The following is a 25,010-nucleotide window of genomic DNA, read 5'->3' on the forward strand; positions in this document are numbered from 1 at the left end:
AGCAGGCGCACAATAACACTTCCCCAAGAGGGGTTTGCAGAGAGGCTTATTGCATGATTGAAAACAACTACGCGGTATACGGGACCTTCATCGTATACCTGATTATGATGTTGGCCATCGGTGTGATTGCATACCAGCGCACGGCCAGTTCTTCCGACTACTTCCTGGGTGGCCGCTCACTCGGGCCCTGGCCCGCCGCGCTTTCGGCCGGCGCCTCTGACATGAGTGGCTGGCTGCTGCTGGGCCTTCCGGGCTATGCATTCGGTTCCGGCATGGAAGCGATCTGGCTGGCCGGTGGTCTGCTGCTGGGTACCTGGGCCAACTGGATGTTTACCGCCAAGCGCCTGCGCACCTACAGCATTGAAGCCGGTGATGCACTGACACTGCCAGAGTATTTTGCCAACCGCTTCCGCGACAACTCTCGCATGCTGCAGGTCATCTCTGCCTTCTTTATCCTGCTGTTCTTCCTGTTCTACACCAGCTCCGGTCTGGTTGCCGGCGGCAAGCTGTTCGAGACCGTCTTCGGCCTTGAATACACCACCGCATTGATTGTCGGCACCATCTGTATCGTCTCCTACACCCTGTTCGGCGGCTTCCTCGCGGTATCCTGGACCGACCTGGTACAGGGCCTGCTGATGGCTGCTGCACTGCTGATCGTACCGATCGCAGCTATTCAGGCAGACGGTGGTTTCAGCGCCATGTGGGGTGCTGTTGAAGCCAAGAACCCGGAACTGCTGACCATCTTCAACAACACCGACGGCGACCCGCTGGGCTTCATTGCCATCGTATCGCTGGCGGCCTGGGGTCTGGGCTATTTCGGCCAGCCGCATATCCTGGCGCGTTTCGCAGCCTGTCGCAGCAACGATGACATCCCCACTGCCCGCCGCATTGCAGTTGGCTGGAGCGGCCTGTCCATGGCAGGCGCCATGCTGGTCGGCCTGGCAGGCATGATGTTTGTCGAAACCCAGATGGGCGGCAAACTGGAAGACGGTGAAACCATCTTCATGCTGCTGGTAAACGCCATCTTCCACCCGGTCATCGCCGGTATCCTGCTGGCCGCCATTCTGGCTGCCATCATGAGTACGGCTGACTCCCAGCTGCTGGTATCCTCTTCTGCGCTGGCGGAAGACTTCTACAAGCAACTGTTCCGCAAGGACGCTTCCCAGAAAGAGATCGTCATGGTGGGTCGCGTTGCCGTTATCGGTCTGTCACTGGTTGCCATGTTCCTCGCCTTTGATCCGGACAGCACCGTACTGGGCCTGGTGTCCTACGCCTGGGCAGGCTTCGGTGCCGCCTTTGGTCCGGCCCTGCTCATCAGCCTGTACTGGAAAAACATGACGCGCAACGGCGCGCTGGCCGGTATCGTGGTGGGTGCGGTGACCGTTGTGATCTGGAAGCAGCTCTCAGGCGGCCTGTTCGACATGTATGAAATCGTTCCGGGCATCATCTTTGCCACCATCGCCATTCTGGTGGTATCCAAGATGGGTGCCGAACCGGATGCAGAGATTCAGGCCCAGCATGAGCGCATGCTGAACAAACTGTAAAAAGAGGTTCGCCCTGCCCTCCGGGGAACTGGAAGGCAGGGCGAAAAAGTACCCGGTCCTGAGTACTGAGAAGCCAGCTATCTGCTGACGGCTGGATCTCCAGTATACACTTGCCACAGAATCAGATCTAATACGATTCGCGCAGAGCGATAATAAGCTGAAATTTACCTCAAAACAGGCGATACGCCTCAGCCTCAAACGTACACCTATTCAAGACCCTGAAGCTTACACTAGAGGCATGTGGATAACCTCCTTGGCACTTAAAAGCCAAGAGTACCCACCACAGCGTACATGAAACCGTCTGAGGAAACGGGGAGAGCCCTTTGTCTGGTTGTGTTGTGACAATGCTGACCGACAGCAAAAAGTATAGCCTTCTGTAATCAACAGAAGGCACGACTATAAAGGCCCAAATAGCGCTCTGACATTTGTTCCGCAGTGAACATCGCTTTGTATCGAGCGTAGGCTGCTGCCCCCATGCTTTTACATACATCCGAGTTAGATGCCAAAAAAACCATAGCCTCCCCGATAGCAGTTGCATCCTCTGGTGGCACTACCAGCCCTGTTACTTTATGCCGGTTTACATAGCTGGTTCCGGTGCCTATTTCGCAAGTAATCAGTGGCAGATTCATCATTTGGGCCTCTAAAAGGCTTATACCAAAAGCCTCCGAGCGCAAATGAGATGGAAAAACGAAGGCTTTTGCCAAGCTGAGCAAAGCTATTTTGTCAACTTCATCAACTTCACCCAAAAGGTAGAGGTTTGAAACCCCTCTCGCACGCTCAGCCAAGTTGTTGGACATCTGGCCACCACCTGCAATTACAACTGGCAGCCCTGTCAGGCGAGCAGCATCAACCAGCCAGTCAAGTCCTTTGTAATACCGCAACGCACCTAGAAAAAGAAAAAAACCTTTTCCAATCCGTCTCTCATAGTACCGTTGTCGCTCTTCAGAAACACTAGGATAATGCGCCTCACTAATGCCTAGCGGAATAATTTCTACGGCATCAATGTGTTGTAGCATATGGCTAGTGCTTAAATATTGAGGTGACGTTGCCACCACATATTCAACCGTTTTCAAGAAACACTTTGCCATAGGAAAATAAAAATGCCGGAACCAGCGCTGACGAATAATATCGCTATGGTAGGTAACGACTGCCGGTGGCATTTTTCGTATTAAACGTGCACCAAGATAAATCAGATCCTGCAAAGGAAAAGGGTAATGAAAGTGCAGTACATCAGCCCAGTCCAACAGCTGCCAAAACTTCTTAAGATAGGCAGGTCCCACAGGCATTGATGCCACCTGAAACCACATGGGACAGAAAAACACTTCTGTACCGCAAGGCCAACATTCAACACGAAGCTGCTTCTCTCGAGTAAAGACAAGAACTCTATGAAAGTTTGCCTTACTGGAGGTACATCGTGCCAACGCTGAAATAAATGTCGCCACCCCCCCCATATCCTCTGGGGGGGCAGACTTGTAGAGGTGGAGTATTTTCACGTCATTGACCAGTCACACCAACAGCTGTGTACTGAGGTTCATTAATTACCAGTAGTTCATTTATTTGCGCCAAGTCCGACTCTTGCAAATCACCGGTCCAGCGCTTAAGCACAACATAGCTCAAGAAAAAACTGTAGCGTGCTTCAAGCAGGTCTCGATGCGCACTGTATTGCTCGCGAGTACGATCCAACACATCCACAACATTATTCATACCGTACGAAAAGCTTTTCTCAGCTGCCTCACGTGCCTTGATCGCTGACTGAAGAGCACGCTCTGACGCACGCATTCTCGCCAAAGACGACTCAGTATTCAAATATGCCGTTTTAATTTCGCGCAAGACCCCCCTCTTGGTCTGCTCCAGCTCCTGACGGGCAATAACTAAACTTTCATAAGCAGCGTTCACACGAGCCTGAGTTGAACCACCAGAAAAAATGGGGATTTGCACGTTCAGAGAAGCCACATTGGACTCTGTCTCACCCGAAAGCGAATTTTCATAGCCGATGTTACTTCTCTGGCTGCTCAGTTGCAGAGTCACCTTGGGTAAATGATTACCAAGTTCACCTTTTTTCTCTCGTCGCTTAGCCTCGACAGCGGCAGCACGGGCCTGAATAAGCGGACTCCCAGTCAGTGCCTGCTCCCGCCAGTAGGCATAATCACGTAACTCAAATCCAGAGATGTCTGGCGTTTCAGTCAGCCGCTCCAGCCGCTCATACACGGCCCGTCCCACCACTTCACTCAGTGCTTCTCTTGCGACCCGGATTCGATTTTCAGCTTCGATTTCGTCAGAAACCAATCGATCCAGCCGCGCCTCAACTTCCAGCTTTTCCGGCAAGGAAGCCAACTGACGCGCCAGCAATGACTTAATACGCTCAAGGCTACGCACCACTACGCGCTTCTCTGCCTGAATCAACGTCAGCGAATCCTGAGCCGCCAGAACATCGAAGTAACGCTGTGCCAGATCAGCAGCAACCCCTTGGATATCACTCAGGCTTTTTGCCTGATACTGCTCTCTCAGCGACCGCGAGCGTTGATAACTCTGCCAGACCGAGGCGTCAAAGAGCACTTGGCTAATGGACACAGAATATCGTTCACCGTTGTAATAAGTTTCCTGTCGCGTATTGGTGTAATGGGTACGTGTCAGCCGCACATCGGCACTGACCTGTGGCAACAATTGCCCCAATGCCTCGCGATTCTGGTAGCCGGCACGACGCGCCGCAGACTCTGCAATCAGCACGCGTGGATCACGGGATTGAGCCTGCTGATAAAGTGCAAGTAGATCCGACGCGGCGACCGACTCAGGCTCGGCTGTTTTACTGCCTACTGTTTCCGCAACCGCCACCTGACCTGCCAGCACGACCAACGAGAATGTAATGCCTTTCACCAGGGCGACAAAGGTTTGCATGCAAGTCAGTCCTCTATGAATGAGCGTGCGAAAGCGTTCGTAGCCGGCTGCACCAAGTACTCCAGCAGCGTGCGCTCGCCGGTATTGATCAATACCTCAGCCGGCATACCGGGCACAAGCACCAGCTCACCCAGATCGCGTCGCCCTTTTTCGGTCAACGCCACGCGCGCCAAGTAGTAGGGCATGCCGTTTTCTTCATTGGTAAGGCGGTCTGCCGAAATATGCTCTACCTGCCCTTCAATAATGGGGGTTGTAGCCGACTTGAAGGCACTGAAACGAATATCCGCCAGCTTACCGGCACTCACCCGGTCAATATCGATCGGTGACACCTGCGCTTCCACTACCAGATCTGAAGCCGCCGGCACAATATCCAGAATCGGAGCGCCCGATTGCACCACGCCACCCACGGTATGCACCTTCATACCTAGTACCATACCAGTCTCGGGTGCACGAATAAGTGTACGCTCAACACGATCTACCAGTGCACGCTCACGCTCTTTCAGATCAAACAACTTTGACTGCACCTCGGCCAGCTGGTTCACTACCTCGGTATGAAAGTCCTTTTTAAGCTGCAGAATACTCAAGCGGGTTTCACCTTTTTTCATTTTTGCCTGCGCAATGGAGGAACGGTGATCAGCAATTTCGCCCTCCAGCTCGGACACACGCCGCTCCAAGTCGCGCAGACGCTGCTTATCTACAAAACCTTCACTCAACAGCTCTTCCAGCTCGGCGGCCTCATCCTTGAACGATGCCTTCAATGCCTTCTTGCTTTGAATCACTGACTCCAGCCCGCGAACCTGCTCCGAGATTTGAGTCATTCTCTGTTCCAGCACGTCGATTTCACCCAGATGCGAATTCATCCGCGCCTGAAACACCTGCTCTTCACTCTGCACCGACTCGGCCACGCGCGGATCGTTCAGGTCAAACGCCGCAGGGAAGGCCACGTTCCCCTTTTGGTCACGCTCAGCCTGCAGCCGCGCCTCCAGTGCACGAGCCGCAATGAGTTGGCCACGGACAATTTCCAGCTCAGCACGCGCCTGGGTGTCATCCAGCACCAGCAGCACATCGCCCTCTGCCACTTGATCCCCATCTCGCACGTGAATGGCCTCCACAATACCACCTTCCAAATGCTGTATTGTCTTGCGGTAGGTTTTCACTGTCACTACCCCTGGTGCCAGCGCAGCACTGTCAAGTGGTGCCACCGCTGCCCAGGTACCGAACATGCCAAAGGTCACAAACAAAATCAGCAAGCCGATCAGCTTGGGTCTTTTATCCGAAACATCCAGTTCAAACTGACCGTCGCGAATTGCTTTCAAGGTTTCTGCACTCATACTCAAGAATCCTTATGCGGGCTTTACCGCAGAAACATTGCGCGCTGCCTTGTTCAAATCCGCCAACACTTGGTCACGCGGACCAAACATGGCCAGTGTGCCTTCACGCATCACCATCAGCTTTTCAACCTGAGACAGCACACTGGCCCTGTGGGTAATAATGAACACCGTTGTGCCTGCCATCTTCAGATTACTCATTGCAGCAGCCAGAGCCGCTTCGCCTTGGTCGTCCAAATTGGAATTGGGCTCATCCAGCACCACTAATTTCGGTTTACCGTAAAGGGCCCGCGCCAGACCAATACGTTGTCGCTGACCGCCTGAGAGTGCGCCGCCTGAAGCCCCGATAACCGTGTCATATCCTTCAGGCAAACGCAGGATCATCTCGTGCACCCCGGCCATCTGTGCAGCACGGACCACAGCCTCTGCATCAACCTCACCAAAGCGGGCAATATTCTCACTAATGGAGCCTTCAAACAGCTCGATATCCTGCGGCAGGTAGCCAATGTGCGGCCCCAGCTCATCCCGTTTCCAGCTGAAAATATCAGCACCATCCAAGCGTATTTTACCGCCCAGCGTCGGCCAGATACCCAACAGGGCCCGCGCCAGTGTCGACTTACCAGCCGCACTTGGCCCCACAATACCGACCATTTCCCCAGCTTCAACCTTGAACGACACTGCCTTCACGACGGGCGTCTTGCTACCGGGCGGGGACACCATAACATTCTCCGCCAACAGCTCACCTCTGGGATCAGGCAACGACATTCGTTCAGGATCTTCCGCAATTCGGCCCAGTACATCATTTAGGCGCTCATACTGGGACCGAGCCGTTACAAACTGCTTCCAGACACCAATCATCTGGTCGATGGGAGCCAGTGCCCGCCCCAGCAAAATGGAGCCGGCAATCATAAGCCCAGGCGAAATTTCCTGCTGGATAGCCAGGTAGGCCCCCAATCCCAGCACCAACGACTGTACTATCAGACGGGTTGTTTTAGAGATAGATGTCAGAATACCGGCGCGATCACTGGCAATCCCCTGCAGCGCCAGTACCTTGCGGTTCTTGTCCTGCCAGCGGTCGCGGATGCGCTCGAGCATCCCCATGGACTCCACCACCTCCGCATTGCGCAGATTCTTGTTGGTGAACTGGGTGGCACCCATGCTTTCCTTGTTGGCCTCGGCCAATATCTTGCCAGTCACTTTCTCGTTGATAACGGCCAGTGTGGTCAGAATAAGTACACTGATAATGGCAACCACCCCGAACCAGGGATGAAACATGAACATAATCGCGATATAGATTGGCACCCAAGGCGCATCGAAAAACGCGAACAGACCGTTGCCGGTCAGAAATTGGCGTAACCCGGTCAGGTCACTCAGCGGCTGGGCATTGGCCTGCATGCCCCCAGTGTAAAGTGCCTGTTTGAAGCTGGCATTGTAAAGACGGCTACCCAGTAGGCTGTCAATACGGGTGCTGACTCTGACCATAATGCGCGAGCGCACCCATTCCAGCCCGCCCATTGTCACCATAAGCAGAAACATCACCAGCGTCAGCATCACCAAGGTAGGCACACTGCCGCTGGTCACCACGCGATCATAAACCTGCAGCATATAAAATGCCGGCACGAGCATAAGCAGGTTTATAAACATGCTGAACAGCCCGACACTGAAAAAGCTGGAGCGGCAGGCATGCAGAACCGCCTCCAGGTCAGTGCGTTTTTTCTCCATGAGGGTGACTCCAAAGCGTCTGATACAGGTTATGCTGGCCGAGTGCTCAACCCCGAGACCCGAGTGTCATTAGCGAATACAAATCCAGGCGCGAATACTAGCATACTGACGCTCAGACCAATAGAGCGCCCATTTGACCACCAGTGGACTAGCAGCCCGCCTTCATTGATAATGCATCCCCTGCGATTCCAGAAACTCAGGACAGTTAATTAATGTTTACACCGGTAATCATGGCGGGCGGCAGTGGGAGCCGTCTATGGCCCCTGTCGCGTCAGAACCTTCCCAAGCAGTTTCTCGATCTGGACGGCACCGGCACCAGCCTGTTACAACAAACGCTGGGCCGCCTGAGCGGCCTGGAACACGCAGAACCTGTAGTCGTCACGAACGAAAAATACCGCTTTTTAGTGGCGGAGCAGCTGCGCCTGAGCGAAACTTCCTCGCTAGCTACCGTGCTTGAGCCCTGCTCGCGCAACACGGCTCCAGCCATTGCCCTGGCCGCCTTCACTCTGCTACAACATGGCGACGATACTGTGATGCTGGTATTGGCCTCGGACCACCATTTTACCCGTCCCAAGGAACTGCACGAAGCCATTTCCGAAGCCCTGCCACTGGCCGAACAGGGGCGCTTGGTCACGTTCGGCATCACGCCTACACGGGCCGAAACTGGTTACGGCTACATAAAAACTGGAACACCCCTGGGGGGCAACGGGTTTCAGATTGACGCCTTCGCTGAAAAACCCAATGCAGCGACCGCCGCAGCCTATGTCGCCGGCGGCGAGCACCTCTGGAACAGCGGCATGTTCATGTTCCGCGCCTCTACCTATCTACATGAACTGGAGCAGCACGCTCCCGAGATCTTTGCTCACTGCAAGGCAGCAATGAATGCCGGCAGCCATGACATGGACTTTATCCGCCCCGACAAAACGCTGTTCAGCCAGTGCAGTGACAACTCCATTGACTATGCGATTATGGAGCAAACCCTTAACGCTTGCGTAATGGCAATGGATGCGGGCTGGAGCGACATTGGCAGCTGGCAGTCTCTCTGGGAATCCAGCGCACAGGACAGCGACGGCAACGCAACCTACGGTGACACCTGCCTGCACAACACGCACAATTCACTGGTCCATGCCCACCACCGGCACGTGGCAACCATCGGACTAGATGATCATGTTGTGGTCGAAACCAAGGACGCTGTTCTGGTGGCACACAAATCCGAGACGCAAAAGGTCAAGGAGATAGTGGAGTATTTGAAAGCCAATAACCGACCAGAATACTCCGGTCACAGCCACACTGTCCGCCCTTGGGGCGACTTCGATACCATTGATGCTGGCCATCGTTACCAGGTCAAGCGCATCACCGTCCAGCCAGGACAGAAACTCTCACTACAGATGCACTACCACCGCGCCGAGCACTGGATTGTAGTATCCGGTACCGCCCACGTGGTTTGCGGTGATCGCGAGATGATTCTGACCGAGAACCAGTCCACCTACATTCCGGTGGGCGAGAAGCACCGCCTGAGCAACCCGGGAAAGGTGCCACTGGAGGTGATTGAAGTACAGTCCGGCAATTATCTGGGCGAGGATGATATTGTGCGGTTTACAGACGTATACGGTCGCTGCGGGGCCGACGATTAATCACAGCAACTCACGATAGACCGCCAGTGTTTGCTGCGCGGTCTGTCCCCAACTGTAACTTTGCAGAACCTGATAACCGGCCCGCACCAACTCCAGACGCGTACGGTCGTCGCGCACGCTCTGCAGCGCAGAGTAGATACTGTCGACACAAAGCGGGTCAAACAACAGAGCACCACTCCCGGCCACTTCAGGCAGCGAAGTCGTATTTGAACACAGCACCGGCACACCTGCTGCAAAACCCTCCAGCACCGGCAGACCAAAACCTTCATGCAGGGAGGGCACCACCAGCGCCAATGCTCCCATATACACCGCATCCAGGCTTGACTGCGATAGAAAGCCCAGCCGCATGACACCGGGATCTGCCTCCAGTTCATGCCGAGAGCGAACATCAAGCCAACCATCTCCACCCACAATCACCAGCGGGCGCGCCTGCCGATCCCGGCTCGGCAGTTGCCGATGCGCCGACAACAAACGCAGCAGATTCTTGCGCGGCTGCAGCGTACCCACGAACAGATAGTACTGCTCAGGCAAGCCAAGCGCCTGTCGTATTTCTGCCGCGGACGCCGGCGCCATATCAAATCGTGCTGCATCGACCGCCAGCGGTACCACTCGGATATCATCGGCCGGAACATGCCAATAGTAACTAACCTCTTCAGCCGCAAAGGCCGACCCGCAGATTACACGATCAGGCCAGCGCCCACTACGGCGCATGAGACAGTTTTTGACCCGCCGGAGGCGACTGCGTGCCCACTCAGGGTGATGGAAGGGTACCGCATCAAAAATGGTCGCAACCAACGGCAATTGCCTGACGCGAGGAATGCGGTGATCCGTACAATGCAACAGCGACATACCATTCAGTAGGTCGGCAGCAAAGGAATTCAACCCCAGTTGCGAGCGCACAACATGCACACTAAAGCTCGGGCCTGATACATAATCACGCCCCTCCAAGTGCTCCCCCCGAAACAGATAGGGTCTGACCTCGGCCAGTTGTTCCAACGCATCCAGCAGGTTGGAAGTATAGGCAGCAATCCCGTCACCACGCCGGCCAGACGCCAAAGTACTGCAGCTCAACCCCACAGACAACATCTTAGCCGTTACTCGTGTCGGCCTGACACATACTGACGCCAGCTATCCAAGACACTCACTGCCAGCGCTTCTACCGACACTGTCGGTGCCCAGCCGGTCAGCTTCTGCAGCGCAGCATGACTGCCCTCTGCTACCGGAATATCGCTTTTTCGCATCCGCGCCGGGTCCTGTACTACCTCAATATCAACGCGTGCCGCAGCCAACAGCGCCTCAAGCACAGACTGCACACTGTGGCTGACACCCGAGCAGACATTCAGAATTGTACCCGACTGCACCGCCTCCGCCGCCTGTGCTACGGCACTGTAGGCCGCGACAACATCCTGCACATGCAAGAAATCGCGCCGTGCACTCAAATCACCCACTTGCAGCCTTGGCGACTGCAGTCCCGCTTCAATTCGCGCGATTTGCGCCGCAAAAGCCGGTATCACAAAGCCTTCACCCTGCCCAGGGCCGGCATGATTGAAAGGCCTCAACCGCACGACCTGCACCGAACTGCTGCTGGCCAGCGCGCAGGCTGCCAAGTCTGCAGCCGCCTTACTGGCCGCATAGGGGTTCAACGGTGCCAACGGCGCAGTTTCTTCTACTCGCCCCTGCAGAAAAGTGCGCCCGTACATATCGGCGGAACCCACATTCAGCAGCACCACGGGGTGTGTAAGCGCCTCCAGTGCAGCAAACAGGTTCAGGCTACCCTGTAGGTTCACCTGCCAGGTCAGCGCCGGCGCTTTGAAACTGTCGGCAACATTGGCCTGGGCCGCCAAATGAAACACCTTGTCAGGCTGTACCTGAGCAACTACCTGCTGAACCGCCGCAGCATCGGTAATATCCAATGGAAGCACCTGCACATCAGCACTTGCGGATATCACCGACCGACCAGTGACAAACAGCTTCGCCGCAGGCAGGGTGCGTTGTAGCTCTGCGATCAGATAACGGCCGACAAAGCCTGTGCCACCGGTTACCAGAATGTGTTCTGCTCGCTTCCCCATACGCATTAAGGCTGCAAGCGCTTCAAATCGGCCTGCAGCATCTCTTCAATCATCGCTTCAAGTGTCACCTCCGGCTCCCAGCCCAGCTTTTCCTTGGCCTTGGCCGGATTACCCAAGAGCACATCCACTTCTGCCGGACGGAAAAAGGCGGGGTCAATAACCAGATGCGAATCCATATCCAAGCCGGCAGCATTGAAGGCAATACGGCACATGTCACGCACAGTCGTCGTACGACCGGTCGCAATGACAAAATCATCGGCCTGCTCTTGCTGCAGCATCAGCCACATCGCTTTTACATAGTCCCTGGCATGTCCCCAGTCACGCTTGGCATCTATATTGCCAAGACGCAGCTCCTGCTCCAGACCCAGTTTGATACGAGCTACACCATCTGTCACCTTGCGCGTGACAAACTCCAGCCCGCGCAGCGGCGATTCATGGTTGAACAGAATCCCGCTACAGGCATACAAGTCAAAACTTTCCCGATAGTTAATAGTCATCCAGTGGGCATACAGCTTAGCTGCCGCATAGGGTGAGCGGGGATAAAACGGCGTGGCCTCACTCTGCTTTGGCTCTTGGATCAGGCCATACATTTCTGACGTAGACGCCTGATAGAAGCGCGCATCGGGCTTTATAAGCCGAATTGCCTCCAACATGTTAGCCGCCCCCATACCAGTCACCTGCCCAGTCAGCAGCGGCTGGTCCCAAGAGGTTTTGACAAATGACTGAGCGCCCAAGTTATACACCTCGTCCGGTTGGCGGGTCTGCATGATGCGAATCAGGCTGGATAGATCCTGCAAGTCGCCATCGATCAGCTCGATATCACCGGCGACTCCCAACCACTCCAGGCGCGCCAGGTTCACATCACTGGTGCTCCTGCGTGGCAGCAGGCCCGTAACACGATACCCCTTATCCAGAAGCAACTGTGCCAAATACGCCCCATCCTGCCCGGTAATTCCCGTTACTAACGCAGTCTTGCTCACTATTACTATTCCGATACAGTTTAAAAAAGTTATATTTCAAGCCACAGGCTCAACCACATTTTTTTCGGAGCAAAGTGTATCATGAATAGCCTTCTTCACTATCCAGAGGCAATATTGAGCCGATGAACCATGTCTGACGTCACCGGAAAACGCACCAGAGAGCACACTAAAGCGTTCGGCATGGTCTGGCTGATCACCGGCTTTCTCATGCTCGCAATACTGATTCAAATATCACCACCGCAACTCCTGCAACGTACAGACAACATGCTTTATGACTTATGGTTACCACACAATCAAACCCGGCAGGTTGACCCGCGCATCCTGATAATAGACCTCGATGATTACAGCTTGCACAAGCATGGCCGCTGGCCTTGGCCGAGAGCGAAGCTTGCCCAACTGGTCAATAAAATTCTCGCACAACCTGTGACGGCACTGGGTCTCGATATTCTATTGCCCGAGCCCTCAGCCCCCGCTGCCGACGCACACCTGAGACAAGCCCTTAACGACCCTCGAGTAGTTGTTGCCACAGCTTTCGCTCTAACGGAAGAAACCGCCCCCTCTGAACACGACTGGCCCCTCGCAAGCCAAAACATTGGTCTATCAAACAGCCTGACCAGTCAGAACAACGGCGTAACATACCCCGCACTGGGCCATATAACACCTCACATCGACAGCGACGGCTCGATCCGACAACTAAGCCCCATCATTTGCATGCGCCAAACAGATAGCTGCATACCCACATTGGCAGCCGAAATGCTTATAAAAATGACAGGCCAATCCATACAAGTTACCGGCGAGCAAGACAAAAAAATTTGTATTGCACGGCTGTGCCAAACAGTCCATGCCGGCTCTTTGCTGATACCTTTCCGAAACAACTTAACAATCAGGCATGTATCTGCAGCCGATATACTTGAGGGGAATTTCAACCCGGCCATGCTTGCCGGCGCAGCTGTATTCATTGGCACTTCAGCAGCAGGCCTGGGCGATTTGGTAGCAACCCCTCTGCACCCACAAACGCCTGGGGTACAAGTACATGCTCATCTGTTATCTGCATGGCTGGACGATTATCAGTTGCGCCAGGCCTACCAGTCACAAAAGTTTGAGCTGGGCCTACTCTGCCTGGCTACCTCACTCCTCTTTTGCTGGCTTCATGCAATCCCTTACAGTCGAATACTGTTCTTCAGCACCCTCGGCACCGTGTTTATCTTCATTGGCTATCACTGGCACTCACAGTCATGGTTCAGCCCTGTCACAAGTACTTTGATCATGCTCTGGGCAGGTAGCGGAGCAGGCATCAACAGCCTCGGGACATTGCTCAAGGAGCGACGATTACTCAAGCAGAGCTTCACACATTACGTGCCACCAGTGGTGCTGGAGGAACTGTATAGACAGTCGAGTCCCAGCAAAGCGCTTGATGCAAGTCGCAAAGAAGTCAGCGTGCTGTTTGCAGATATTCGGGGCTTCACACAACTATCCGAGCAATTGCCACCAGAACAACTGGCAGAGCTCACCAATAAGCTTTTTACCCAACTGACCAATGAGGTATTTGCCCACCAGGGAACCCTGGACAAATTCCTCGGTGACGCCCTGATGGCATTCTGGGGAGCTCCAATAGACCAGCCGGATCACGCCACTAAGGCAGTAACATGTGCACTAAAAATGCAACACCGTGTCACTGAAATAAATCCTTGGCTGCAAGCACGCGGCCTACCGGCTCTGAGTGTAAGCATTGGAATCGAAACTGGCCTCGTCGTTGTTGGTAATTTGGGTTCAGCGCAACGTCTTGCTTACACGGTACTGGGCAAGGCAGCCAACACGGCAGCCCGTATTCAAACCACCGCCAGCAATTTAAAGCAACCCATTTTGATCGGTCCGCAAACCCATGCAGCCACCCAGCGGCTATTCAAAAACCATCATATATGCCAAGTGCAACTCAAAGGGCTTTCTCAACCTGTTGACCTTTTTGCACCTGACCAACCTACACACTCTCTTCAAGAAACGCCTTCATCTCAGGCAGAATAGTAATTCGCTTGCCATCAACAGCTATAAGCCCATCTTCGTGCAGCTTTTTCAGTGCCTTGCCAGCCACTTCTCTGGAGCACCCAATCATCCGCGCAAGCTCTTGCCGGGTGCAAGTAAATTCAGCCATGTTAGATGCCTGTGATTGCTGTAGCATCCTGACCAGAGCGCGCGCCAGTCTTATGGTGGCATCATTGAAAGCAAAATCTGCGCTGATATCCGTTGAGCTTATCAACCGATGTACAAGCTGACGCCCAACGGCGTACATCAACTCAATGCGCTCGGGCACCAACTGATGAAAACGCGCATACGGCATCACTGCAAGTTCACATTTCTCTCGCGCTTTCACCCACGCTGTACGCGTTATGTCATCAAAAAACAGACCGGCTTCACCAAAAAACTGACCTGCAGTCAGGTAAGCGACTATCAGGTCACGTCCTTCTCTGTTTTCCACTGTGACTACCACTGAGCCACTCACAATATAATAGAGCGACTCTGCGGCGTCCCCTGAGCGCACGATTACATTCCCCTTATCAAAGCTTCGCCGCAGGGAATGCGACAAAAAAAGGCGCTCAGATTCCTCGTCCAGTTGTAACCGCTGAGCCTGCGACATTTGCGTCAACTGACTCCGGCTTTTTTGATCCGGATATGCCTTGGAGCGATATTCCATCCGCTTTCCCTTACATCAACGCATGCTTTTACTGCATCAAAGCACAATCAGAGACCTGACCATCTAGATCAATGACAGGACTCAGCTGCAAAAGCAGCTCTCCAATCGTTGGCCAATTCTCGGCGCTCAACACAATACTCTCATGCTCATGCAGCGCAGGAAAAGGCCTTATCTGTACAGCATCCTGTTCATAGCGCGCTGTCAACATATGAACCCCTGTACTTTCAAGCGGGACCAGTGCCTCAGGCTCAGCCTCACCAGACACATTGAGCAACAGGCAGTCACCGTCCCAACCATCAACAGGCTCATCTCTAAGGCACGCCCCCATTACTCCCAAGATACTGGCCGCCAGACGACGTGCATAGCGAAACTCTTGCAGCTTCGTATCGTAGTAAACCAGCTCCACCCTCCACCCGGGAGGCGGTTTATCTGAAAGCCACTGCTGCAAGCATGGAGCAAAACCGGTCTCGGATTGTGCTCTTTGCTGAAGCACCAGCCCAGAAACATCCAGCATAATCTGACGCAAGCGCACCGGGGGCGGAAAATTCAACGCCAAAGCCCGAGCCTGCCTCTTGGCGTCATCAGCAGACATACAATCCGCAGCCAGCTTCTTCACAAGCGAGCTCACCACATTAGACGGAGAGCGGTAACTTGCCTCAAGAGCCTGCTGGTACAAGGACGCACACCGTTCGGGGGTATGATGTTCACGTATTGCACGCAATGCAGCACCGCGCAAACAGGAGCGTAAGTCAGGATCCTGCCACAGGGTCTCCATTGCCCTTACCAGATCATCATGAGTAAATGCATCATCGAGCATCATCACACTGGCACTCTCAAGGTTTTTGAAACTCCCGTGAGCATTTACGATAGTTGGCAGACCCGCCCGCAGACAGTGCAGTACAGCACCAGAGGTTTCTCCCAGCGACCGAGCGCGCAACTGAACAGCCATATCCGCGGCTGAGAGCCAGTCATGGAATGTTTCATCACTGACCCAGCCGGTTATTTGAATCCTGTCACGCGCCGGAGAAGCGTTAATATGCGAGGCGAGCTGCTGGGCGTATGTTTCTCCCGCACAGCTACCTACGAACACAAGGAACACCTTTTCAGAGCGGGCCAGTGCTGAGTCTAACCAAGCATCCAGCAGGCGATCATTAAGCTTGGTTTCAGCGAGGATGCCAAAACAGCACACGACAAATGCGCCCTCGGGCAGACCTAACCGGTTCCGGGCCTCAACCCTCCCGGTCATTTCAGTCGCTCCACGCAAATGGGGGATCCTGTACCAATTGGTGGTTGCAGTCTCACCGTACCATTCTCGGGCAAGCTCAAAGGGATATTCATCATGCACAATAGTCCCCAGCGCTCCTTGCAACACACCAAAGTTACATGGATAACGCCGAACAACAGACACAAGATCACGTACATTCCACCAATCAAGCAAGGCAGGATAGCCATGAGAATGAAACAGTGCCTTCAAGAAGCTGCCGGAATGCAAAGGTTGCTCATGACTTTCAAGATATGACAGCACGCCAGACAGATAGAAGTCATGCAAAACGACAACACCCGGTATTTCTGACAACAAGTCGAACATATAGCCATGGAAGGCAGAGTTGCCAAACTGGTAAAGAACACGATCATACTGATCTCTGTGTTGCCTGAACCACTCCACCGAGCGCAGCCGCCCCACTTGCCGTACCCAAGGATCATCAACATCATCGGTAATGCTGACCACATCAATCTGGTAATGCTCAGCAAGTGCCGGCAAGAGCTCGGAGCTGTAATCACTGATGCCAGTGCGAGCAGGCGATAGTGGCGAAACGTACGCAAGCCGGTACTGATTCGTATTATTTCCAAGTGCTTTTACGCTTTTCTGATGTTTTTGCTGCAACCCAATCAGGGCATCCAATGCACTGGCAGCAGTATTGGCCCAGGTAAATTTCTTTGCATGCTGCATGGCATGCTGTTCCAGCGAAAGCCTGAAACCAGAATCTTCAAGCGCCCGCCTCATAAGCCCTGAAAAGCCATCAATATCAGCCGGGTCAAAAAGCGCGTCATCCCTGCCCGTCACCTCCACCAGACTAGAACGATTAGAAGCAATTACTGCCTTGCCACACATCATCGCTTCCAGCACTGGCAGGCCGAACCCCTCATGCAGGCTCGGAAAAACGAATAAGGTGCAGGCGTTATAAAGTCGTAACAGATCACCGTCTAGAACATAGCCTGTTAATATGAGGTCCTGCTCACTCAGACCACACTGATTGCCAACAGAACGCAACGCCTGCTTCTCACCATCACGCAATGAGCACACAACGACCAGCTGGAACTGCTCACGCACTGCAATTGGAAGCCTTGCATAGGCAGCAATCAAGCCTTCGATATTTTTCCTGAAATCGATCCCACCGGTATAGAGAACAAAATCTCGCTCGATCGAATAGGTACTACGCAAAGTTTCATAATCAGACGAGGCAAGCTCAATAGGCTTGAAAAAGTCATCCCCACCGGAGGAGATATTGACTACGGTATCAGAAGCACAGCCTAGCAACTGTAGAGCCTCTTGTCGGCTCGATTCCGATATGGCAAGCAGAAGGTCTGCAGACTTGAGATAATCAAGCTGCTCAAGGTACCATGAGCGCACAGAAGGATCAGCCAGGTAGCGCTCCTCGTATATAAGCGGAATCAGGTCATACAACAGAACAGCTGTTGGTATATTCCGAAAATGCCCAACACTAACGACAACTTCATCCTGGTGCCCCTCAAACAGACTGGTTACCAGCACCAGGTCAGGCGCCAGCTGGCTAATAAATGCCTCACGGATAGATTTTGCCTGTTCACGCAGCTCACGCCCACGCGGCTGATACCGCCCCAGGGGCTCGGCTGCGAACCAAACCTTGATGGCGCTTGCAGGCAGCCGCTGGGCAAATGCATCACGAATATCTTTCAGCGTATCGGGATACTGGCCATTAAGCACAAGTAAAACTTCATGATCCCGCGCTGCCTCAACCAAGGCCGCTACAAAAGATAGAGTATACCGGCCGATACCTCGATGACGACTGCCACTGCTTTGTGCCCCCTGCATGTCAATTACAATGCGCATCAGTGCTTCTCCTTATCCTGCTCAGCACCAGAATGCAGCAAGCGCTTATGGAGGGTACCGGCATAAGCAGAAAGCTCGGCAGGTGCAGTAGAGAGGCGCCTCGATGCTGAACTTCCGGACCCAAGAACCCTGTGGCGCAAGAAAGCCTTCAGCCGTGGAAAAGGCGTCAACATACGTAATAGTATCCGTTTCAGCAGTGGCAATCGGTTAAGGCCATAGGTGAGGCGGGATAGGCGCGCTCTCAACCACCTCCCCACGAACCCCGCCCCTTCGCTGCGATACGTATCGCGAACCGCCCGAGCTCGCTCAGAGGCAAAGCGAATGGGAGCTGTCAAACGCCAGGACCTGCTTTGCAATAACTGCATAATCTGATGCTCGGCCTGAACAGCCCTGAGCTCAGCCTCTTTCAGAGAAGCTTCAATATCGCCGAGACGGCGCGTTAACCGCTCATGATACCGCTCAGCCAACGACTGCAAACCAACGCCATACTCGGCCCTGAAAGGCGCATCAATCAGTTCCATAACTGGCTCATCTGCATTTTTCTGAGCCACAACCGCATAATCCGGACTGCAATGGCTCAATACATCAAACAACGTCGGCGCCGATGTATGTCGCACATGCGAAGGTTCCTGCAGTCGCAGCAGCTTGCTTCTGGCAAAACCAGCATAGTCTGTCAGGAACATCAGCAACCCGGATGGAATCGGCCGTACATGTGTCGGATCCAAATAAAAGTTGCTGGTGCCAACCGAAATATTTTCCGGATTGGGCGTTTCCATAATCAGCACGCCGCCCGGCTTGAGCACCCGCAGCGCCTCAGCCACAACCTCACGCAGCTGTTCAAAGCTGATATGCTCCACCACATGAAATGCCGACACAACCGCGCAGCTCTCATCATCCAGTGACGACAAATAGGCCACGGCATCACCACGCTCAACATTAAGTCCCAGTTCCAGGCAGTCCGCCAACATCCCGGCATCAAGGTCAACCCCCTGAGCATCCAGGCCAACAGAGTTGGCTATTTCCAGCCACTCACCCCGCCCACAACCGATATCAAATGCCTTGGCCCCGGGATACAGCTCGGCAATGGGCTTAACAAACGGCAGATACTGTTTACGCAGCTGGCTGATAACCTTTCTGGGCGCGTAATTGCGTTCTTCAAACGCACGATAAAACATATCGCTCATTCTTCTACATCCACTTCCGTCGGCAGCCAGGCCACACCGCTGAACTCAGGCACGCCGGTACTGATAACATTGAACATCAACGCCATATCAAGCCAGTCAAAGTTGTTTTCAAGATGGTTGTCTGCCGTGTGCAGCGCCACAGAAACAGCATAATGCCCCGCCCCCAGGCAGGCACAAAAATTGAATTGAAACGCCAAAGTACGCCCAGCAGGCAGCTCTGTCAGCGACTTACCCAAGTGATGTGTATTGGTACCAAAAACAGGCTGTCCCAACCTGTCTTTGATCAAGAACCCAACCACCAGCTCGGGTAATGGCCTGTCGACACGCACTTGTACACGCATAGACACTTCCTGACCGACTTTAACATTCTCGACAGGTTCGCCCTTAGCGCCCAACAACTGAACCTTCAAAATCGAAGCCGCACCATTGCCAGAACGCGTCTGTACACGCTCCCCGGCAACCGGTTGACGGTCAATATTCTGATCTTCCCGCCTGGCCAGAAGCGCGTTGTAATAATCCATGACTGATTCAGGGTCCCCTTCCATGGCAATCCGGCCACCATCCAGGAGTAAGGCCCGGTCACATATTGATTGAATTGCGCCTTTGTCGTGCGACACCATTAAAAGCGTAGTACCAGCGTCGCGATACTCTCGAATACGCTGGAAACTCTTGTGCTGGAAGTAAGCATCACCAACCGAAAGCGCTTCATCAACAATCAGCAGATCGGGTCGCTGTACCGTTGCCACACTAAACGCCAGACGCATCTGCATACCGCTCGAGTACACGCGCACGGGCTGATCAATATATTCGCCAATTTCGGCGAACTCCTCGATCGACGGCATAAGGTCGGCCATGGTACGCGCACTGAATCCCAGCAGCTGACCTGCCATAATCACATTCTCGCGACCAGTAAAATCAGGATGAAAGCCCATACCCAGCTCAAGCATCGCCGAAACACGGCCAACCACCTCTACTGACCCCTCAGTCGGATGGCTAACCCCCGTTATAAGCTTCAACAACGTACTCTTGCCAGCACCGTTCACACCAATGACACCCACAGCCTCCCCTGGGCGCACCTCAAAGCTTACGCCACGCAACACCCAGTGCAGCTCATGCCTGACGCCTTGACCCGGTATCAACCACTCTTTCAAACGAGCCCAACGGCTGGGATATTGCCGATAAGCCTTGCCAATATCACTGACCCTGACCGCACCCATTACAGCTGATCCTGTATTTCAGCACCCTGCTTCCGATAAAGCCGCAGCGCCAGAAAACAAAACACGACCGCTGCCAGAAACACCGGCCACAGCGCCGCCCAATCGGGCCACTCGCCATGAACAAGCACGCTCTGATAACCGGCCATTAGCCCACTCAAGGGGTTGAAGTGAAGCAAGTCGCGTGCAAAATCCGGCAATATACCAGCCGGGTAAATAATAGGGGTGAGCCAGAACCAAAATTGCAAAATAACGCCAAGCAACTCCCCTACATCACGGAAAAACACATGCAGGATACCCAGCGTCATGCCCAAACCAATTGAAAAAAGAAGCTGCAACAGCAAAAGAGGCACCAGAGCGACCAGCTCAACCCCCGGAAGGTTGCCAGTCAGCAGCAGAAAAGCCAGGAACAGTGCAAACACAATGAGAAAGTTCACCAGCGCATTCACCAGCGCCAGCACAGGCAGGCAAGCAACTGGCACCTTCACTTTTTTCAGCAACGCTCCATGCTCAAGAAAGGCCCGTTGCAGGCGCAGCACCAGGTCAGCAAAAAGCCCCCAGGTAATAATCCCGGCGCACAGGTAAACGCTGTAGCCGAAACTGCCATCGACTCCCGGTAATTTGGCACGCATGACTTGCGAGAAAACCAGTGTATATATGGTAATCATGGCCAGCGGGTTCAGCACCGCCCACAGAGCGCCCAATAGCGACTCTTGATAACGAGCCTTGAACTCGCGCTTGACATGACCTTGCACAAACCCACGGTAGCGCCAGAGCTCAGCCAGAGGCTCTTGCACATTCAATAGCATGCGCGTCAGTGGACTGGTCTCGCTATTAATCAACCGCGATTTCATTCAAGCATCAATCCGACAAGAGAGTGTAAAGAAGAGAAACAAGATAACCACGACCACTCAGGAAAAGGGTCGCGCACGACTCAGAGGCAACCTTTTGGTTCACTTGCACTTTTATGTGCTAGAATTAAGTGTTTAGTCTATACAGAACGTATTCGTTGCTCAAGCACGCGGGAGCCGGGATGGGATGGGTCCGTTTCACCTTATCAATGCTGGTTTTATACAGCCACCTGGGCTGGATGTTCCTTGGCATTAACCCCGGTGTTGTTGCCGTTGTCATCTTCTATCTACTGGCAGGATATGTGGTAGAGCAACTGCTGCATGCTGGTCGCAACACATCAACCCCTTTAGCCACTTTCTACCGCGACCGTCTGTGGCGGGTCATGCCCGCCTACCTTACAGCCTTGGCACTGGCGGCAGGCCTGTGGCTATCCAGCACCATTGAATCTCCGTTCGTTGCCACAACTCCATCCGGCTGGGCTCTGCTTGGCAACATTTCCATTATTCCCCTCAATTACTACATGTATTCCGGCATAGACAGTTTCACACTTATCCCACCAGCATGGTCACTCGGCGCTGAGGTCCAGTTTTACCTGCTGGCACCTTTGCTGTTCAGGCTACCTCACACCCTGTTGCTCGGCATTTTCGGAATCAGCATTTGCCTGTTTATCACAGCCCAGACAGGCTGGCTGCACACGGACCACTTCGGTTACAGACTGCTACCCGGTATACTGTTTGTTTTCATTGCTGGCATTCTGACGGCCCGCATGATCACATCACCTGAGAGCGCAGTCCAAAAAAACACTCGCCGCCTGTTCCTCGCTCTCTGGTCAAGCTGTGTTGCTTACTTCGTCTTCCTGATAATAAACGAGATTCACCGCCCCCACGACAGAGAAGTGGCACTGGGCCTCATCATTGCGATTGGCGTGATTCTGGTTCGCTCAAAACAAGGCAATCCGGGCAAACGAGAACCAACCTGGAGCAGGCGCCTGGGCAACTATGCTTACGGCATATTTCTGTTTCATTTTCCCGCTCTTTGGATGATTGAAACCATTGTCCCCGATACCAATTTATTCGTATTGGTCCCCTTGCTTACACTGGTACTGGCAGCAATCACATACCACCTTCTGGAGCAACCACTCTGGCGGCTGTTCCGGCCCGACATGCGGTCTCACATAAAGGCAACGCCGCGCACATACACCCATGAAATTGCAATGCTCAGCGCACGCCGGTGAACAGGAGGAAAACATCATGCCAACCCCTTACCTCCCACTCAATATCAGCATGTACATCTCGGCGTTTTCATATTCCAGCCGTTACCTGTGCTGGCTGGGGGCGACGCTGCTATTGCTCTGTCTGGCCACATCACTACAGGCCTCCGTTGGACATGTACAATTTGTCAGCGGCACCGTCTTGATCGACGGGCAGCAAGCACACGCCAAGATGCCACTTAAGGCAGGCTCACAGGTCGAGACAGGAACCAACGGGATGGCGCACCTGCGCTTTGTCGACAACGCCTTCATAAGCCTGCGCCCCAACAGCCGGCTAACCATCGATGACTATCACTACAACCCTGAAGACCCTGTCGGCAGTCGTGTCAAACTTCAGCTCCAACACGGTACTGTTCGCAGCATTACGGGCCAGGCCGGGGAGGCCAATCGCAGCGGCTTTATCATGAACACCCCTGTTGCCGCTATCGGCATTCGCGGCACTGACTTTATCGCTCTGACCGATCAGCAGGTCACACAGGCCCGCGTTGTCTCCGGGGCCATTGCCATTCGCGAAGGCAGCTGTAGCGAAAGCACAGACTGCTGGAACACACCCCTGACCGCACTGGACGCCACCAGTGGACAATTCATTGAAGTACGCCAGGGGCAGCCTGCTCTACTCAAGGACCTGTTACTACTCCCTCCCGGCTCCCCCCTGCTGCAGGCCGGCACCGCCGCCACAACCGACGCGAGCGCACCAGAAACAACCGAACCGGAACGCGTTGCGCTGGACAACATGATCCTGAACGTCATTAAGCCCACACCTCCTCCACCCGTTTACAGCGGGCCTGCGCAAGTCGTTTGGGGACGCTGGCATGGATCACACGTCAAGGACGGCCCGCAAACTCCCTCATTAAGCGCCGCCTTTGAACAACACCATGAAATTATCGGTCGCAACAACACCTTTGGCCTGTTGCGCACCCGCAGCGAGCACCCCCTTGCACACTGGCCCACCCGCGGCAATGTCAACTTCAGCCTGACGGCCGCCGAGACCTATATCCGCAGGGGAACACAACTGTTCAGCGCACCAATTACCCGCAGCAATCTGAACATCAATTTCAATACGAGCAGCTTTCAGACATCGCTATCGGGTACAGAAAGCCTGTTCAATTCCACCTGGAAGTTGCAAGCGCAGGGCAGCGTCAACTCCAACGGTTTTCTTATCAACTCCCCCGGCAGCACCAGCGGTCGTGTTGTGGGCACACTCAGTACCGAAGGCGACCAGGCCGGCTACCTGTTTACCCTGCCCATCGACGGTTATCACCTGATTGAAGGAGCAACACTCTGGACACGTCAGCCTGGACAATAAACCTGAGCTGGCGGCGGGCCCTCTGCTTTTTTACCACGCTTCTAATGCTCACGCCTATCAGTCAGGCCCACACCAACAACCTTTTCCTGGCAGCAGATGAGGCCTATCAGCGCGGCGCATCGCTGTTGGCTCAGGGGCTGCCGGCAGAGGCAGCAGCCTACCTGGAGCGTGCCGTTCTGCTCAACCCCGACCATGCAGGCGCCTGGCTTGATCTGGCCTTTGCCAGCGCTGCAAGCGGCAACTATTCGGCCTCCGCCAGTTACGCTCGGCGCTTTCTAGAATTCGACTCCCCCCCAGATGCCGCCGCGCAGCACGCACGGAAACTACTGCATCAGCTGGAAGTGCCACGCTGGCGACACCTGAACGGCATTGACATGGCCCTGGGATATACGACCAATGCCAATGGCGGCAGCGACTCTCGTTACATTGATATCACTACTAACCTAGGCGAAGTGGCTCTGGAGCTTGCTCGGCAGTCACGTGCGCAGGCCGCAGGTTTTACGCAAGTACAGTTCCAGCGCCAGGGGCAACGCTCAACCTTGGCGTCAGATATCCCTCAGCAGACATACACACTGAAGGCCCACACAAGGCTGTTCGGCAACGAGCAGCCCTCCCAGTACGCGCTGCAGCTGCAGGGCAGCCAACACTTTAACAACTGGCAGACCGGGGCCTTTGGCACCCTGGCAAGGCCCGACCAGGACCTGGACTACTGGCAAGCCGGCACCTGGCTGCAGCGAATGCTCGGCACTCGCACCACTCTGGGCATCGCCGGCAGCTATAACGCCTATCCTGGCAACAGCACGTTGGACAATCTGAGTATCAGCTTGTTTTCACGCTGGCAGCCCTTTGCAACGACCTCCTTCCATGCCCGCTTGACCGCTAGCCACGCTACTCATGATCGTGCTGGAGGCGACCATGCAAGAATCAAGCTTGGCGTTGAGCAGCACTATCAATTCCAGCAGGGCGAACTGCGCCTTGAAGCCACACTTGAGCACGTGAAGGATACTGAAGGTTACAGCAGCCTGCTGGCGCGCAATGCCACCCGGGTGTTGAATCGACAGCACCTTGAGCTAGAGTATTCCAGACCGGTTACGCGCAACCTGCACTGGCAGGCCGCCCTCCAGGTCTATCGACAACAGAGCAACCTGGCACTCTTTGATACCCAAAGTGTCAACGCCACCCTCGGCTTGAGCTGGAGATTTTGATTTTGGGGAGGCCGGTGCGTATATTTG

Annotated in this window: 18 protein-coding genes; 6 read left to right on the forward strand and 12 right to left on the reverse strand. The window is 54.2% G+C overall.

The genetic code is table 11. The features are described from left to right. Positions 1-53 precede the first annotated feature (53 nt). Positions 54-1,544, forward strand: a complete 1,491-nt coding sequence (gene putP / locus H9C73_RS13310; protein WP_209288392.1) for a sodium/proline symporter PutP — start codon at positions 54-56, stop codon at positions 1,542-1,544. A gap of 380 nt (positions 1,545-1,924) precedes the next feature. Here putP and H9C73_RS13315 read toward each other — a convergent pair whose 3' ends face one another. The 4 genes from H9C73_RS13315 to H9C73_RS13330 are packed head-to-tail and all read right to left on the reverse strand — an operon-like array spanning position 1,925 to position 7,489. Then, positions 1,925-2,986: a glycosyltransferase gene (locus tag H9C73_RS13315; RefSeq protein ID WP_209288393.1), complete on the reverse strand. Its 1,062-nt coding sequence runs from the start codon at positions 2,984-2,986 to the stop codon at positions 1,925-1,927. A 52-nt stretch (positions 2,987-3,038) separates the two neighbouring features. Further along, positions 3,039-4,439 carry a TolC family outer membrane protein gene (locus tag H9C73_RS13320; protein WP_209288394.1) on the reverse strand — a complete coding sequence of 467 codons (1,401 nt, stop codon included), beginning with the start codon at positions 4,437-4,439 and terminating at the stop codon, positions 3,039-3,041. 5 nt (positions 4,440-4,444) lie between these two features. After that, entirely contained in the window at positions 4,445-5,770 is a 1,326-nt protein-coding gene (locus H9C73_RS13325) for an HlyD family type I secretion periplasmic adaptor subunit (protein WP_209288395.1), read from the reverse strand. Between the two features lie 12 nt (positions 5,771-5,782). After that, positions 5,783-7,489, reverse strand: a complete 1,707-nt coding sequence (locus H9C73_RS13330; protein ID WP_209288396.1) for a type I secretion system permease/ATPase — start codon at positions 7,487-7,489, stop codon at positions 5,783-5,785. 212 nt (positions 7,490-7,701) lie between these two features. Here H9C73_RS13330 and H9C73_RS13335 point away from each other — a divergent pair, with 212 nt between their 5' ends. Then, positions 7,702-9,123 (forward strand): mannose-1-phosphate guanylyltransferase/mannose-6-phosphate isomerase, encoded by a 1,422-nt coding sequence (locus H9C73_RS13335; RefSeq protein WP_209288397.1) that lies wholly within the window; start codon positions 7,702-7,704, stop codon positions 9,121-9,123. Here the strand turns inward: H9C73_RS13335 and H9C73_RS13340 are convergent, their stop codons facing one another. From H9C73_RS13340 to H9C73_RS13350, 3 genes are read right to left on the reverse strand one after another with little or no spacing between them, the layout of a single operon-like run. Then, positions 9,124-10,179, reverse strand: coding sequence for a glycosyltransferase family 4 protein (locus tag H9C73_RS13340; RefSeq protein ID WP_209288398.1), 1,056 nt, complete (start codon positions 10,177-10,179; stop codon positions 9,124-9,126). It abuts the gene before it with no gap. A gap of 38 nt (positions 10,180-10,217) precedes the next feature. Continuing rightward, a complete protein-coding gene (locus H9C73_RS13345) occupies positions 10,218-11,192 on the reverse strand; it encodes a GDP-mannose 4,6-dehydratase (protein WP_209288399.1) in 975 nt (324 codons plus the stop codon). A gap of 5 nt (positions 11,193-11,197) precedes the next feature. Continuing rightward, entirely contained in the window at positions 11,198-12,121 is a 924-nt protein-coding gene (locus H9C73_RS13350; RefSeq protein WP_236014279.1) for a GDP-mannose 4,6-dehydratase, read from the reverse strand. Between the two features lie 180 nt (positions 12,122-12,301). Here H9C73_RS13350 and H9C73_RS13355 point away from each other — a divergent pair, with 180 nt between their 5' ends. Next, positions 12,302-14,194, forward strand: a complete 1,893-nt coding sequence (locus H9C73_RS13355; RefSeq protein ID WP_209288401.1) for a CHASE2 domain-containing protein — start codon at positions 12,302-12,304, stop codon at positions 14,192-14,194. Here H9C73_RS13355 and H9C73_RS13360 read toward each other — a convergent pair. The 5 genes from H9C73_RS13360 to H9C73_RS13380 are packed head-to-tail and all read right to left on the reverse strand — an operon-like array spanning position 14,151 to position 21,204. After that, positions 14,151-14,861: a cyclic nucleotide-binding domain-containing protein gene (locus H9C73_RS13360; RefSeq protein WP_209288402.1), complete on the reverse strand. Its 711-nt coding sequence runs from the start codon at positions 14,859-14,861 to the stop codon at positions 14,151-14,153. The two genes, H9C73_RS13355 and H9C73_RS13360, sit on opposite strands and share 44 nt — an antisense overlap. Before the next feature lie 28 nt (positions 14,862-14,889). Next, on the reverse strand, positions 14,890-17,952 hold the full coding sequence (locus tag H9C73_RS13365) for a glycosyltransferase (RefSeq protein WP_209288403.1): 3,063 nt from the start codon (positions 17,950-17,952) through the stop codon (positions 14,890-14,892). Further along, positions 17,952-19,136: a class I SAM-dependent methyltransferase gene (locus H9C73_RS13370; protein ID WP_209288404.1), complete on the reverse strand. Its 1,185-nt coding sequence runs from the start codon at positions 19,134-19,136 to the stop codon at positions 17,952-17,954. The genes H9C73_RS13365 and H9C73_RS13370 overlap by 1 nt, the downstream gene beginning before the upstream one ends. Further along, on the reverse strand, positions 19,133-20,353 hold the full coding sequence (locus tag H9C73_RS13375) for an ABC transporter ATP-binding protein (RefSeq protein WP_209288405.1): 1,221 nt from the start codon (positions 20,351-20,353) through the stop codon (positions 19,133-19,135). The genes H9C73_RS13370 and H9C73_RS13375 overlap by 4 nt, the downstream gene beginning before the upstream one ends. Then, a complete protein-coding gene (locus H9C73_RS13380; RefSeq protein WP_236014280.1) occupies positions 20,353-21,204 on the reverse strand; it encodes an ABC transporter permease in 852 nt (283 codons plus the stop codon). Before H9C73_RS13380 ends, H9C73_RS13375 begins: the two co-directional genes overlap by 1 nt. A 179-nt stretch (positions 21,205-21,383) precedes the next feature. On the opposite strand from H9C73_RS13380, the gene H9C73_RS13385 reads away from it, so the two are divergent. The 3 genes from H9C73_RS13385 to H9C73_RS13395 are packed head-to-tail and all read left to right on the forward strand — an operon-like array spanning position 21,384 to position 24,983. Next, positions 21,384-22,436, forward strand: a complete 1,053-nt coding sequence (locus tag H9C73_RS13385) for an acyltransferase family protein (protein ID WP_209288406.1) — start codon at positions 21,384-21,386, stop codon at positions 22,434-22,436. A 16-nt stretch (positions 22,437-22,452) separates the two neighbouring features. Then, positions 22,453-23,778, forward strand: coding sequence for a FecR family protein (locus H9C73_RS13390; RefSeq protein ID WP_209288407.1), 1,326 nt, complete (start codon positions 22,453-22,455; stop codon positions 23,776-23,778). Between the two features lie 44 nt (positions 23,779-23,822). Continuing rightward, on the forward strand, positions 23,823-24,983 hold the full coding sequence (locus H9C73_RS13395) for a tetratricopeptide repeat protein (RefSeq protein WP_209288408.1): 1,161 nt from the start codon (positions 23,823-23,825) through the stop codon (positions 24,981-24,983). The last annotated feature ends 27 nt before the right edge of the window (positions 24,984-25,010 follow it).

It is taken from the genome of Marinobacterium alkalitolerans (genome assembly GCF_017776525.1).
Lineage (GTDB): Bacteria > Pseudomonadota > Gammaproteobacteria > Pseudomonadales > Balneatricaceae > Marinobacterium > Marinobacterium alkalitolerans.